The organism is Belliella filtrata, from assembly GCF_022549775.1.
GTDB lineage: Bacteria > Bacteroidota > Bacteroidia > Cytophagales > Cyclobacteriaceae > Belliella > Belliella filtrata.
The window spans coordinates 97,826-111,926 of sequence record NZ_JAKZGP010000004.1; the positions used below are offsets into that span (position 1 = coordinate 97,826).

General features: G+C 37.7%; 12 protein-coding genes. 6 read left to right on the forward strand and 6 right to left on the reverse strand.

Going from position 1 to position 14,101, the window contains the following annotated elements; genetic code table 11:
- Positions 1–632: 632 nt before the first annotated feature.
- From MM239_RS03265 to MM239_RS03290, 6 genes are all read right to left on the reverse strand, one after another.
- On the reverse strand, positions 633–1,448 hold the full coding sequence (locus MM239_RS03265; protein ID WP_241346564.1) for a hypothetical protein: 816 nt from the start codon (positions 1,446–1,448) through the stop codon (positions 633–635).
- A 142-nt stretch (positions 1,449–1,590) separates the two neighbouring features.
- Positions 1,591–2,346 carry a rhamnogalacturonan acetylesterase gene (locus MM239_RS03270; RefSeq protein ID WP_241346565.1) on the reverse strand — a complete coding sequence of 252 codons (756 nt, stop codon included), beginning with the start codon at positions 2,344–2,346 and terminating at the stop codon, positions 1,591–1,593.
- A 12-nt stretch (positions 2,347–2,358) separates the two neighbouring features.
- Positions 2,359–4,059: a glycoside hydrolase family 28 protein gene (locus MM239_RS03275; protein WP_241346566.1), complete on the reverse strand. Its 1,701-nt coding sequence runs from the start codon at positions 4,057–4,059 to the stop codon at positions 2,359–2,361.
- A gap of 32 nt (positions 4,060–4,091) precedes the next feature.
- Positions 4,092–5,147, reverse strand: a complete 1,056-nt coding sequence (locus tag MM239_RS03280) for a pectinesterase family protein (RefSeq protein WP_241346567.1) — start codon at positions 5,145–5,147, stop codon at positions 4,092–4,094.
- Positions 5,144–6,343, reverse strand: a complete 1,200-nt coding sequence (locus tag MM239_RS03285) for a glycoside hydrolase family 88/105 protein (RefSeq protein ID WP_241346569.1) — start codon at positions 6,341–6,343, stop codon at positions 5,144–5,146. Before MM239_RS03285 ends, MM239_RS03280 begins: the two co-directional genes overlap by 4 nt.
- Before the next feature lie 5 nt (positions 6,344–6,348).
- Positions 6,349–7,593, reverse strand: coding sequence for a DUF4861 domain-containing protein (locus MM239_RS03290; RefSeq protein WP_241346571.1), 1,245 nt, complete (start codon positions 7,591–7,593; stop codon positions 6,349–6,351).
- A 304-nt stretch (positions 7,594–7,897) separates the two neighbouring features.
- Between MM239_RS03290 and kduI the strand changes: the two genes are divergently transcribed.
- The 6 genes from kduI (at position 7,898) to MM239_RS03320 (ending at position 13,970) form a co-directional block, all read left to right on the forward strand.
- Positions 7,898–8,737 carry a 5-dehydro-4-deoxy-D-glucuronate isomerase gene (gene kduI / locus MM239_RS03295; protein ID WP_241346573.1) on the forward strand — a complete coding sequence of 280 codons (840 nt, stop codon included), beginning with the start codon at positions 7,898–7,900 and terminating at the stop codon, positions 8,735–8,737.
- Positions 8,737–9,519, forward strand: coding sequence for a gluconate 5-dehydrogenase (locus MM239_RS03300; protein WP_241346574.1), 783 nt, complete (start codon positions 8,737–8,739; stop codon positions 9,517–9,519). Before kduI ends, MM239_RS03300 begins: the two co-directional genes overlap by 1 nt.
- A gap of 5 nt (positions 9,520–9,524) precedes the next feature.
- Positions 9,525–10,550: a LacI family DNA-binding transcriptional regulator gene (locus MM239_RS03305; RefSeq protein ID WP_241346576.1), complete on the forward strand. Its 1,026-nt coding sequence runs from the start codon at positions 9,525–9,527 to the stop codon at positions 10,548–10,550.
- A gap of 26 nt (positions 10,551–10,576) precedes the next feature.
- Positions 10,577–11,998 carry a glucuronate isomerase gene (gene uxaC / locus MM239_RS03310; RefSeq protein ID WP_241346577.1) on the forward strand — a complete coding sequence of 474 codons (1,422 nt, stop codon included), beginning with the start codon at positions 10,577–10,579 and terminating at the stop codon, positions 11,996–11,998.
- A gap of 12 nt (positions 11,999–12,010) precedes the next feature.
- Positions 12,011–13,417: a tagaturonate reductase gene (locus MM239_RS03315; RefSeq protein WP_241346578.1), complete on the forward strand. Its 1,407-nt coding sequence runs from the start codon at positions 12,011–12,013 to the stop codon at positions 13,415–13,417.
- A 91-nt stretch (positions 13,418–13,508) separates the two neighbouring features.
- Positions 13,509–13,970 (forward strand): hypothetical protein, encoded by a 462-nt coding sequence (locus MM239_RS03320; protein WP_241346579.1) that lies wholly within the window; start codon positions 13,509–13,511, stop codon positions 13,968–13,970.
- Positions 13,971–14,101 lie beyond the last annotated feature (131 nt).

Genomic DNA, 14,101 nt, shown 5'->3' on the forward strand with positions numbered 1-14,101 from the left:
AAGAGATACGAGCTATCCAGAAAGGATGACTGTTGGAGAATCAAATCTTAAGATCATTATTATTGGGGTTTATTGCTTGTTTTTCAATACACAAATTTAACCAAAAGAGCTACCATTTGCGCAATCGATTGCATATTATAAAATTTTTTATTTATTGCCAAGAATTTTCTTAAAAAAATATATTTAGCACTTATTTTCAACCATTTAGTATATTAAGTGTCAAAAAGCACTTTATAGAAACATTTAATTTTCAATGATTAGTTATAATTTATCACTCTTTTGCGCAATCGTTTACACAGGGTAGCTTGTTTTCTATTAAAAAGTGGATAGATCCCGCATGTTAAGGCTCAGTTCCATTTTGAAATATTCACCATATACCAGCTCTATCTGGCTTAACAATTACTGTCTGGGATATGATCGAGCAAAAAATACAATACCAACACTTTTAAATTACAATGAAAATTAAAACCTAATGATAGGAAACAAATCAAAAATGTAATGCTTTTCAAGGTTACATTTCCCCGTCATGCTATAAAGAATTAACAAGTTTCAATAAATTGTGTGATGATATTTTAAAAACACCAAAATCAATTAATTTCATTTTAAAATGTTTTGACAAACCACTATATCATTTAATCAATAGCAACAATTTTAAAATTTTTGAAATACATTCTTGCATCATTTTTATAATTAAAAGGTGCACTCAGATAAAAAAATTTTACCGAATTTTTATTAAACATAGCAGCGTCAAGTAACTTTTCATCGTCAATAAAAATGATCATGTTTTCACCTTTAACTTGAATACGAACTTTCATTAGACGATTAGCATAAGAGTTTAAAGGAAAGTTATCAGTGGTATATAACTTAGTATCGCTACTAGAACTAGTGACTTTCTTATTTGAAAAATGTATTTGAGTGGATGTTATCGCATTGTTGTTATACGCATCCATAATATATCTTCGCACAGAGTTGTCACGCCCAAAGCCAAAACGCATAGCACCTATATCTCTAGCTTGGTCACTTTTGGTAAGCAAGTCAAATGATACTTCAAAATCCTCCGGTAAATCAATCAAGGAATCAATTCTGTAAGTAACATTTGCCTTTAACTCTAGCCAGTTCTCACCTTTTTCATTGACTACAGCACCACCACCACTACTCTTCCACAATTTTGGCATTGCCCCCAATTCTTCATTAGAAAAATCATCTCTGAAAATAATCCCCAATTGCAAAGAATCTAAAGCTTCATTTTGAATAAAAGAATCTTCATTTTCTCTTAACTCAGTCTTTGACTCCGAGTTGACAAAACGATGTTCATCAATAATGGTATCAAACATATTCCCTTCAAATCCATGATTAATTTCAATAGCTTGAAGCGTTATCGAATTACAAAAGGCTAAGGTAAGCAAAGCAAATACCCTTAAAACCAAATTGAATTTTCCGAATTTCATGGCATTAGATTTTGAGTTAACGGTAAATAAAGTTGCCAACAAAAATATCAAAATACATCCTTTTATCTTTATTATTTGAAAAAAATTACACAATTAATGCAAATAAGAATCAAACGAAAAATAGCTATTATTAAATTTCAACTTACTCTTTTAGATAATTGCTTATTTCTGGCACATGCTTTTTCATTTCTTGCACTGCAAGATCAGCTACTTTGAATGCCCCTGTGGGCGAAAGATGTGTGTTATCTTCTATACCATCAGGAAATTGCTCATAATCCCCCGGTCTGTAGTGAAGAAATAACTCCTTTGATTTCTCCATTCCAAACTGCTCTAGCAATTCAACAGTCTTCTGATGTAAATCTAATAATGGAACATCAAATGTTTCTGATACTTCCCGCACTACCTCTGTATATCTTCCATGAGTATCCGTCAATTTTCCATTCTCATCAAAGCTTCGTCTAGAGATCGGAGTTGCCAAAATTGGCAATGCTCCTTTCTCTCTAATTTCCTCCACATATCGGATCAAATTATTTCTAAAGTCTGTATTCGCTTCAGCATATCTATCTGGGGAATTAACTTTTTGATCATTGTGTCCAAATTCAATCAATACATAATCATCCTTCTGAACTTTTGCCATAACTAAATCCCACCTTCCTTCATCTCTGAAGCTTCTTGTGCTTCTTCCATTGACTGCATGATTTTCAACAACAATTCCTTCCTTGAAGTATAGTGGCAAAACTTGTCCCCATCCCTTCTCTGGATTACTTCCTGTGTAAGGCTTGTCTGCCAAAGTCGAATCTCCAATCAAAAACAAGGTAACCTTTTGATGATTTTCCATTTCTTTCCCATAAAACCCAAGCACGATTAAGACTATGATTAACAGAACTTTACTAGACATTTGGTTTCTATGTTATTGATAACTTACTACCGAAGCACCTGAACTTACTTCAACTTCATCATTGTGATTCTTAAAATCCTGCTTTCGTAAACTGATGTTAGAAGAAAGAGATCCCAGCACTTTCACTACTTTTGAATCTGAAACTTCATAGCTGAAATCTACCACCTCTACATTTTTACTATTGTAAAGTGTCAATGCAGCTCCCTTAGTTGGAATCACACGTACATCTTTCAATTGTAAACCGTCTGAATCTACTGCAAGAATCCCATTTTTTGTTTGCAACAAAGCATTCTCTAAAGTAACATTCTGGAGATTCATTTCTGGAAGGCCTTGGAAATTTGCTGCAGTCCCACTATTTGTTGCCTTGATATTCTTCATATGAATATTTCTGAAAATTGGAGTTTCTTCATTTACAGGAAAAGCCTGCTCATCTCTTGCTTCGTCTTCGGCACTTTGATCAGCTTCGAGTACTGGAGAGTTTCCTCCATAAAACATGTTGAAATTGATAACATCTGTAGGAATATTTATCATATCTATATCAGAAATATAAATATGCTCCACAATACCACCTCGACCTCTGGTACTTTTGAATCTCAACCCAACATCAGTACCCATGAAAGTACAAGAAGAAATATGTACATTCCTTACCCCTCCAGACATTTCGCTTCCTATCACAAACCCACCATGCCCATGATACACTATGTTGTTTTTTACAATCACATTTTCTGTAGGCATCCCTCTTTCTCTTCCATCTTTATCTTTTCCCGACTTAAAGCAAATAGCATCATCGCCTACATCAAAGATATTGTTATATATCAACACATTTTTACAAGACTCCAAATCAAGCCCATCGCCATTTTGGGAATACCAAGGATTTCGGACATTCAGATTTCGGATGATCAAATCTTCATTCATAAGTGGGTGAATGTTCCATGCTGGTGAATTTTGAAAAGTTGGCCCATCAAGCAAAATCCGCTTGCTATTTTTGATACTAACCATTACTGGTCTTAAAAAATCCTTAACAGTCTCCAACTCGCTGGCATCAATCAAGTCCGGGACATTGAAATTGCTACTCGCTAGGTAACCTTGGTAAGAAGAATTTGATGGAAACCACATATCTCCTTTATCATTCAACATGCCTCCTGTGGCCAGTAAACTTTTCCATTGAGAATCTGTCATTTTACTTTTTTTCACTGGCCTCCAAGCATCTCCATTTCCATCAAGCGTCCCCTCTCCAGTGATTGCAATATTTTCTACACCATCTGCGTAAATAGGCGAGATACACCTCACTGTATTCAATCCTTCAAAACTAGTTTCGACCAATGGATAATCATCAAAATCTTTACTGAATTGAATCAAAGCCCCTGCTTCAAGATGAAGGTTAATGTTACTTTTAAAAATTATGGGACCAGTCAGCCAAATCCCACGTGGAACCAACACAGTACCACCACCTTGCCGTGAAATTGCCTCTATCGCTTTTTCGAATGCTTGAGTATTCTTGGTGACTCCATCAGAGACAGCACCATGATCAATTATATTTACAGTCAAATCAGGAAAACTGGTTTGTTTCACCTCTGGCATTTCAAATTCTACATCATGATAGATGCTGCTGATATCAATCTTACTACTGCTGCCTTGAGAAGAAACTTCTGCTCGCTGACACCCAAAAATCAATAGGAAAACAATAAAGGTTAAGCGGGAATACTTGTTCATGGGATTTTGATTATTAAGGTTCTAATGTTTATTTATAGAAATGACAAGCTTGTTTGAAGCCAAGGTTTTGAGCCAGGAGGAGTGTATAATGAATGATGTTTTGAGGGCCATAGCTTATTTTCCAGCTGTTTTCCAGGTATCCATCCATCTGCTCCTGCGAGTATTTTATCAATGGAAAAGTTTTCCAAATGCTCTTCTAAGAGTTGTTTTGACCAAGATACTCTTGAGTTTTTGTCAGCTCCAGCACCTGAAGAGTTGTATTCTGCATAAAATGCAGTTTCTTCAGCTTCAGGTTTGTTCCAATTATGCCATCCCTCTGGACGAATATGCTCCCCCATTTCTGTATGGATAAAAACTGTCTTTGCGTGAATTCGCCATGGTCTACCAAGGTATACTTTGCCAGCAGGTGCATCGCCTGTTAAGCTGCAATTGACAAATACAAAGCCATAGGCTACATTCTCCAATGTAGAGGCTGCTGTAATATATTGACCTCCTGCTTTGGAGTAAATTTCACATTCCTCAAACACAGCTGTAGACCATCCAAAAATAAAATCGGTCGTTCCCTCAATATAACAACTTTTATAATATTGTCTGCTTCGCTCACCATGAGCATAGAGTGTATCTTGAAAACCTAAAAACCTACAATTTTCAAAGAAAACCCTATCCGCAGTCACCCTCATAGCTACTGCTTGACCAACTGGTCCTGCTGAATTCTCAAAAGTGATATTTTTGGCCATAAAATCATCCCCAAAAACAAAAAAGCTACTTGATCCTGTGGTACCCATTTCTTCTCCAAATCGATTTTGCTTTGATGCATAATCATCATAAGTCAAGATAGTCTTCATTGGGTCCTCTCCTATCAAAACGACTTTTGTCTTGGATGTCGGCAGAATAATTTTTTCCCTGTATATCCCTGATTTGATATAGATTACAGTAGGCAAATCTCTAAAATCTGGCACAGCCATGATCGCCTCCTGCACAGTACCAAAATCAGCTGAACCATCTTGTGAGACAACTATATCGTAAGGGTCAGCTAATATTGTCTGCCAATTTAAGAGTAAGGTTATGGTATAAATAAGCTTGTTCATTTGCCCATGTTTTCATAAAGTAGAGATGCTAGAATAAATGGACCTATCCCTTTAGGGTCATTCTCTCTAATTACTTCATTCACATAATATTCATAAGAGCCATCCCTATAAGGGTTACCCCCGAGACCTGCAACGCCACAGATTTGAGTCAAAGAGAGAGATCCATCAGGTGCTTCTTTCACAAATTCTTTGAGTACACCTTCATATGCCTTGACTCCCGCCTGCTCAAACTCCTCATCTAAATAGCCATGCTGAGTACCTTTAAGCAAGAAATAAGCGAACATACTAGAAGCTGAAGCTTCTAAGTAATTCCCTTCACGATCTCCTTGATCAAGTACTTGATACCAAGTCCCAGATGGATGCTGATATTGAACTATTCCATTCGCTAACTTCTTTACAATCTCAATGATATCATCTCGTTTTGGATGATCATGAGGAAGAAAATCAAGCACATCCACTAAGGCCATCGCATACCAACCAACACTTCGACCCCAATAGTTTGTTGACAAGCCAGTGTCAGGATCAGCCCAACGCTCTGATTTGCTTTCATCGTATGCATGATGATATAGACCAGTCTCTTGACTATATCCAAACTTGTCCATAACGAATATCTGATTGACCACATCATCAAAAAGGGCTGGCTCATCAAATGTCGCTGCATATTGTGCCAAAAATGGAGAACCCATGTATATACCGTCCAACCACATCTGATGAGGGTAGACTTTTTTGTGCCAAAACCCTCCTTCTGAATTCCTGGGATGTTCTCTCATTTGATCTCTGAGCATTTCGATGGCCATCTGAAGCTTTTCCTCTTTGGTGACTTCATAGATATCAATCAAGAATTTGCCACCATTTACCCTGTCGATATTATAATCACTTTTTTTATAAGTTTTGATTTGACCACCTTCATCGATCATAAAATCAATGAATTTTCTGATATACTCATAAAACTGATCATCTCCCGTCTCCCTCCAAACCCTATGCATTGCCATCATAACCAAGCCATGGGTATATTCCCATTTGGGCTTTTGATTAAAATCTAAGGTCCAGCCTTCTGGATTTCTATTGATTTCAGAGATTGCCATTCTGGTAGAGATACTTTTAGACGAGTCACCAAGTGCCATTTCTTTCGCTTGACATGATACATTAATCAAAGCCAAGTAACTTATTATCAAATATGTAAATACAACCTTCATTTGACCTATTTATTCACCTCTACGACCAATGGATTTGATAGCTCTTCCACTACTTGATCAAGATAAGACTGAAAATCTTCTAGTGTTTTGATGCCTTCTTGCTCTAGCTCCCATGCAGCCGCAAAATAATACTTGACTTGATTAGCTTCAGGCTTGAGCACTACTACATGAGAATGTTCATCTTCTGTTACAGTCAGTTTTTGGCTAGTTTTATAGAATATTGCAATACCAAGGTTATCATCATTTAAGCTTTGCTTACCATAGGTAGCAAGGTAGCTATATGCTTTATCATCTCTACTTTGGATCACTTCTGCCAATTTATCTTTGATCAAACCAGTAGCTATGGTCGGAATTGCTTCACTACTATATAATCGCTGCTCACTCAATCGGCTTCCTGCATGGATGCTTAGGTTTGAAGTCAAGTCTGTCTTACCACTGGCTACATCCCAACCATAATATTTAGTCAAAACAGAAGAAAAAATTGCTCCATCATTAGTAACAGCGGCATACAGGCTATCAGTCACATCTACTCTTCTTGCCTGATTTTCTTCCCATGTTGCTATAGAGCCAATTCCCAAAGATTTTCCTACTTTCAACACATCCATTCCCCAGTCATGCAAATCATGATAGGAATCAAAATCATCCATACCTACATTTTGTAGTACTGGCTCAGTTACCCTTTTACCGAATACATCAACACCATTTCTCCAATCAAGATAGAACCTATAACCTACCTTATCAGACTCCCATCCTGGTCCTTCATACCTGATGTACCAAGAGTGGTCCGTGTGTTCTTGTGGTACATGCAGTTCTTTTACATTTTGAAATTCACCTCCAATGTATTTGCGGTTCTCAAAATACCCTCCAAATTTATGTGAAAGCTCTGCTTGTGTTCGCTTGGGATAAAAGCGTCCCTCTTCACGTTCTCCATCATAAGTCACGCTAACAGATAGGGTCTCCTTACCTTGTATTTCAGGAATCAAAATTGCAAGACCTTGTTGCTCTCCTTCTCTGACATATTGAGACGCCAGTTCAATGTTTCCAATGTATGCAGTGAATCCTTTGTCATTGACAACGTTAAGATTGTCTTGAATTTGAGACTTTTCAATCCATATCAATTGATCGACTCTCAAAGCATCAGATGGATTAGTTACTTTCAATGCCATAAAAGCATCAGAAACATCATCATTTTGCGTCCCACAAGCTGTCAAGCAAAAAAGCAAAGCATAAAGTATAGATCGTTTTTTCATAAATAATTTTTTAGTATCAATAAAGGGTTTGATTATTCGTAATTGTTGCACAATATTTGCACAGCTTCATGCACAAATCAAGTGTATTAAGGCAATCGATTGCATATATAAAAAGTATTAGTGAAATTTAAAATAGAATTTAAGAATAAATATGTAATCTGGGCTAATAAATTATCAAATTAGATATTTATAAAATTAAATTTCGCTAAAATTTTATAAAATGATGCAGAATTATTCATTTAAACTTTTGTAACTTTCACACATAAAATACTATATTGCGCAAACGATTACATAAAGATAAATTATGCACACCAACATAGAAACAAGATACGCAAATCACCCAGCAGATGTTAAAAACTATGATACTTCTCAACTCAGAGAACATTTCTTAATTGAAAATCTTTTTGTAGAAGACCATATCAACGGTGTATACACACTCAATGATAGACTTATTGTAGGTGGAATTCATCCTGTAAACAAAGCTTTAAGTTTAGAAACTGTAGATCAACTCAAAGCTTCATACTTTTTAGAAAGAAGAGAAATTGGTATCATCAATGTAGGTGCACCCACAAAAATTGAAGTGGATGGAGAGACCTTCGAGCTTGCTCACAAAGAGGCGCTTTATATAGGACAAGGGGTAAAAGATGTGGTTTTCCATCCTTCTGGTGATGGTCACACCTATCTCTATTTCAATTCTGCACCAGCTCATAAGAATTTCCCTACCAAAAAGGTAAGCCAAAAAGATGCAGAAGTAGTCACTTTGGGTGCATTGGAAAACTCCAATCATAGAACTATCTACAAGCTCCTTGTAAACTCTGTGGTCCCTACTTGCCAACTACAAATGGGAATGACTGAATTGAAGCCTGGCTCTGTATGGAATACCATGCCAGCTCACACCCACGACAGAAGAATGGAAGCGTATTTCTATTTTGACATGAATGAAGATCAAGCAGTATGTCACTACATGGGGCAGCCAGAGGAGACCAGGCATATATGGATGAAAAAGCATCAAGCCGTCATTTCTCCACCTTGGTCAATTCATAGTGGGGCTGGCACATCAAACTATACGTTTATATGGGGTATGGCTGGTGAAAACTTGGATTATGGAGATATGGATACAGTAGCACCTATAGCATTAAAATAATGACAGATCTATTCGATATCAAAGGAAAAGTTGCTCTAGTAACGGGAGCAACACACGGATTGGGAATGGCGATGGCCAAAGCACTTGCCGAGCATGGAGCCACATTGGTAATCAACGGACACACTCCTTCCAAAATGGAAGCAGCACTTGAAGCTTATAAAAATGAGGGCATCGATGCCAAAGGTTACCTTTTTGATGTCACAGATGTGAGTGCTGTAAACAAAAACATCGCTCAAATTGAAGCAGATTTGGGAGCCATTGCCATATTGGTGAACAATGCTGGAATGATCATGCGTGTACCAGCACTAGAAATGGACCCTGAAGATTTCAGAAAAGTCGTTGATGTGGATCTGGTATCTCCGTTCATCTTAGCTCAAGCCGTTGCTAAATCAATGGTAAAAAGAGGTGGAGGAAAGATCATCAATATTTGCTCTATGATGAGTGAGCTAGGAAGAGACACTGTAAGTGCATATGCTGCTGCTAAGGGTGGCCTCAAAATGTTGACAAGAAACTTAGCCACAGAATGGGCAAAATACAATATCCAAGTGAACGGCATTGGACCAGGATATTTTGCAACGGAACAAACAGCCCCGATAAGAGTAGATGGCCACCCATTCAACGAGTGGATTATAAGCCGAACCCCTGCGGGCAGATGGGGAGACCCAAGTGACTTGGCTGGTGCTGTAGTATTCTTAAGTAGTAAAGCCAGCGACTTTGTCAATGGACAAATTCTTTATGTAGATGGTGGCATTCTTGCAACTATCGGTAAGCCACAAGATTAATATTTATGAAAAAAGGCAAGGCGACGATACATGATATCGCTGAAAAGTTGAATATCACAGCTTCGACTGTTTCACGTGCACTGAATGACAACCCGAGGATTTCAGAAAACACCAAAAAGCAGGTAATTAAAATGGCTAAACAGCTGAATTATCAGCCAAATCATATCGCCTCTGCCTTAAGAAGTGGTAAAAGTAAATTGATCGGTGTCCTTGTGCCAACTGCCAACCGAAATTTCTTCTCCTCTGTCGTAAGGGGGATAGAGGAAATTGCCAATGAGCTAGATTACAAGGTTATCATTTCACAGTCTTATGAAGATTTTGAAAAAGAAGTACAAACAGTAGATGCCCTTCTCAATGCACGTGTGGATGGCATCATAGCCTCTATTGGGAAAAACACTGATTCTTTTGATCATTTCAAAAAAGTCCTTGACAAAGGTATTCCGCTTATTCTTTTTGACAGGATCACCAATGAACTGGATGTAAGTCAAGTAGTGATAGATGATTATTTAGGAGCCTATGAGGTCACCAAGCACCTCATTGATCAAGGCTGCAAGAGAATAGTTCATTTCACTTCGCCAAAGAAAATCAACATTTATAGAGAAAGACTAAGAGGTTATGAGGATGCACTAAGAGATGCTCAAATACCTCTTGATTCTGACTTAATTGAAGAAAGCAATATGCAACTCGAAGATGGTCGAACTTCAATGGAAAACATCCTCCGTAAAGGAGTAAGCTTTGATGCTGTATTTTCATCTTCTGACTATGCTGTGATGGGGGCCATGCAAGTGCTTCGAGAGCATAAGATCTCGGTCCCTGACCAAGTCAAGCTTGCAGGATTTGGAAATGAACCCTTTACATCTTTCACTGCCCCACCTATCACTACAGTGGATCAAAAGAGTATTCCTATGGGAAGGGTGACCGCAGAGACCTTCTTTGAATTACTCAAATCAGAAAACAAAAAGAAAGCCACTCATAAAACAGTTTTGAAACCAGAACTTATCATTAGAGAATCTTCTCTTAACAAAAGCTAATTATTTCATCAATTTTCAATTACAAAATGATCTCAGCTACAAAAAACTCTAGCAAATTTCTCACTGAAGACTTTTTGCTAAAAAATGATTTTGCTAAAATTCTATACCATGATTACGCCTCAAAACTTCCAATAATAGACTATCACTGTCACCTTTCTCCGCACGATATCGCTACCAACAGAAAGTTCAACAACACCTCTGAAGTTTGGCTTGCTGGTGATCACTACAAGTGGAGAGCAATGCGTACACTGGGAATAGATGAGAAATTCATCACTGGAGCCGCTACAGATGAGGAAAAATTCACCAAATGGGCAGAAGCAGTTCCTTACACTTTAAGAAATCCCCTCTACCATTGGACACACCTTGAGCTACAACGATACTTTGACATCACAGATTTACTGGGGCCTGACAATGCAAAAAGAATCTATGATGAAACCACTGCAAAACTTCAAACGACAGCATACCACACCCAAGGTTTGTTGAAAAAGATGAATGTAGAAATAGTTTGCTCTACAGATGATCCTATTGATAGTCTAGAATATCACAAAATTGCCGAAAGCAGCAGCCCTGACACGAAATTGTTTCCAGCATTCAGACCTGATAAGGTCTATGCAGTAGAAAATCCCGCTGCCTTCAAAGCATATATTTCACAACTTTCTGAGGTTTCAAGCATCGAGGTTAAAAACTACAATGACTTACTTGCTGCATTACAAAATAGAATTGATCATTTTCACAGTCATGGAGGGACATTGTCTGACCACGGACTTGAACAACTCTATTACTTTGAATTGGGAAGCTATGACATCAGCACCTTATTCACCAATGTCCTTAGTGGCAAAATTTTAAGTGTAGAAGAAACCCAATACTTTAAGTTCTACACCTTGTATGAACTGTGCAAAATGTATCACACAAAAGGTTGGACCCAGCAGTTTCACTTAGGTGCACTTAGGAACACCAATGAGCGCATGTTAAGTAAACTCGGACCAGATACTGGCTTTGACTCAATTGGTGACTTTTCTCAAGCTCGGGCATTGGCAAGTTTTCTAAATTTGCTAGATGGAACAGATCAGCTGGCTAAAACGATACTTTATAACCTCAACCCTACCGCAAATGAGGTAATGGCTACCATGATTGGTAATTTCAATGATGGATCCATTAGAGGAAAAATCCAGTTCGGATCAGCTTGGTGGTTTTTAGATCAAAAAGATGGTATGGAAAAGCAAATCAATGCCCTTTCAAACATGGGCTTGCTCAGCTGTTTTATTGGTATGCTTACAGACTCTAGAAGCTTCCTCTCATTTCCTCGACATGAATACTTCCGAAGAATTCTGTGTAATCTCATAGGACAAGATGTCGCAAATGGTGAGTTACCAGCTGATGAAGCTTGGCTAGGCAAAATAGTATCCGACATCAGCTATTACAATGCAAAAAATTATTTCAACTTCTAATAAACGGAATCCATGAAAGCTTTGAATAGAGATCAGGTCAGCACAGTACAAAGACCGGTAAAAGTCATTCAGTTTGGAGAGGGCAATTTCTTACGAGGGTTTGTAAACTGGATGATTGAAGAAATGAACGAAAAGTCTGGATTTGATGGCAATGTTCAAATTGTACAACCCTTGGCACAAGGCTTAGGGAAATTGCTCAATGATCAAGATGGACTTTTCCATGTGAAATTGCAAGGCATCCTTGATGGAAACACCGTGGACAAGACCAAGCTGATCACTTGTGTCAATGGTGTCACTAATCCATATGATGCCTATCAAGAATATTTACAACTCGCCCATCAGGTTGATTTGAAATTCATCATCTCCAATACCACAGAAGCAGGCATTGCATTTGATCAAAATGACACTGACTACCATATCACACCAAATACATTCCCTGGTAAACTTACAGCGTTACTTTATGAGCGATTTAAGAAGTTTGAGGGAGATAATGACAAAGGGCTTATCATCATTCCTTGTGAATTGATAGATAAAAATGGAGAACAACTCAAAGCTGCTATAATGAAATATATTGCTCTATGGCAACTTCCAGAGGCTTTCTCAAACTGGATTGCGTCTTCCAATACGTTTTGTAATACACTAGTAGACAGGATCGTGCCAGGGTATCCAAAAGACACTATTGATACTATTCAAGCTGAACTGGGATTCGAAGATAAATTAGTCGTCATGGCAGAACCGTTTCATCTTTGGGTCATAGAAGGTGATAAATCTTTGGCAGAGATATTTCCTGGACCACAAACAGGCCTTGAAGTAAAATTCGTGAAAGATCAAAGTCCATATAGAACACGAAAAGTAAGAATTCTGAATGGTGCTCATACAGCATTGGTTCCTGTAGCTTATCTATCAGGATTGCGTACAGTGAGAGAATCTGTGGAAGATCCAGAAATTGGAAACTTCATCAAAGATGCTATTTACAAAGAAATCATCCCGACACTAGACCTCCCTCCCGCCGAACTAGAGAAATTTGCAAGTGATGTACTCGATAGATTCAAAAATCCTTTTATCAGACATGAATTGAGTTCTATTGCACTGAACTCCATTTCCAAATTTAAAGTAAGGGTACTTCCTAGCATCCTAGAATATAAAAAGCGGAAGGGTGAATGGCCTAACAATTTAATACAATCATTTGCAGCCTTGCTTATATTTTATAGTGGAGATTTTGAAGGTGTGGTAACACCAGTTCACGATGATAAGGAAGTTACAAATTTTTTCAAAAACCTTTGGACTACAGAAGATACAAGTGTGATCGTAGCATCAGCTTTAAAAGAAGAAACCTTATGGGGAGAAGACCTAAGTAGGCATAATGGCTTGGTAGAAGCTGTACAAAAGGCTATGCAAAATTATTTAGTCAAGAGTTAAGAATAATTGCAACAGACATATTTATTTGGGTTATTATTTGAGAAAACAGGAAGTCTAAGTGGATTTCCTGTTTTTTATTTACTTTTGCCGCATGAAGACATCAAGCCAGAACATTAAGCAAGCACTTTTAAAAAAATCGCAGCAATTGCTGAAGGATCAAATCACGGATATCGAGAGACAATTGAGCGAACTTCAGCAGTCTTCTGAAGCCGAAGAAAAGAGTTCCGCAGGAGACAAGTATGAGACGCATCAAGAAATGCTCAACCAAAACAGGAGTATGCTACAAAAGCAACTGAGCACTACCAAGGTGATGCTCAATCAACTCAATGCTGTCCCGGTGAAAGAACAGGAGACGATAGAAGAGGGTGCTTTGATTAAAGTGGCAATGGGCTGGATCTGGGTTTCTATACCTATGGGTAAAGTATCTCTAGACGGCACAGACTATCAGCTGGTTTCTAAAGAATCCCCTCTGGTATCAGCCCTTTGGGGATTGAAAGCGGGTGAAAAAGGCGAATTTAGAAACAACAAAATAGAAGCTATTGAAGTAGCCTAGATTTAAGACAATATTCGATTATTTATTGATTACCAATTTTTTAGCAATGAATTGCATTAATGCGTAAACAAACCCTAATTAAAGAGATTCAACGATTTTTGTAGAAAAATCCCTAAAAATATTATTTTTAT

What these genes read in the sequence shown, in the direction of transcription:
- MM239_RS03305 (WP_241346576.1), top strand. Translation starts at nt 9,525, where the DNA reads ATGAAAAAAGGCAAGGCGACGATACATGATATCGCTGAAAAGTTGAAT.
- MM239_RS03290 (WP_241346571.1), bottom strand. Translation starts at nt 7,593, where the DNA reads ATGAAAAAACGATCTATACTTTATGCTTTGCTTTTTTGCTTGACAGCT.
- kduI (WP_241346573.1), top strand. Translation starts at nt 7,898, where the DNA reads ATGCACACCAACATAGAAACAAGATACGCAAATCACCCAGCAGATGTT.
- MM239_RS03280 (WP_241346567.1), bottom strand. Translation starts at nt 5,147, where the DNA reads ATGAACAAGCTTATTTATACCATAACCTTACTCTTAAATTGGCAGACA.
- MM239_RS03315 (WP_241346578.1), top strand. Translation starts at nt 12,011, where the DNA reads ATGAAAGCTTTGAATAGAGATCAGGTCAGCACAGTACAAAGACCGGTA.
- MM239_RS03300 (WP_241346574.1), top strand. Translation starts at nt 8,737, where the DNA reads ATGACAGATCTATTCGATATCAAAGGAAAAGTTGCTCTAGTAACGGGA.
- MM239_RS03285 (WP_241346569.1), bottom strand. Translation starts at nt 6,343, where the DNA reads ATGAAGGTTGTATTTACATATTTGATAATAAGTTACTTGGCTTTGATT.
- MM239_RS03265 (WP_241346564.1), bottom strand. Translation starts at nt 1,448, where the DNA reads ATGAAATTCGGAAAATTCAATTTGGTTTTAAGGGTATTTGCTTTGCTT.
- MM239_RS03320 (WP_241346579.1), top strand. Translation starts at nt 13,509, where the DNA reads ATGAAGACATCAAGCCAGAACATTAAGCAAGCACTTTTAAAAAAATCG.
- MM239_RS03275 (WP_241346566.1), bottom strand. Translation starts at nt 4,059, where the DNA reads ATGAACAAGTATTCCCGCTTAACCTTTATTGTTTTCCTATTGATTTTT.
- MM239_RS03270 (WP_241346565.1), bottom strand. Translation starts at nt 2,346, where the DNA reads ATGTCTAGTAAAGTTCTGTTAATCATAGTCTTAATCGTGCTTGGGTTT.
- uxaC (WP_241346577.1), top strand. Translation starts at nt 10,577, where the DNA reads ATGATCTCAGCTACAAAAAACTCTAGCAAATTTCTCACTGAAGACTTT.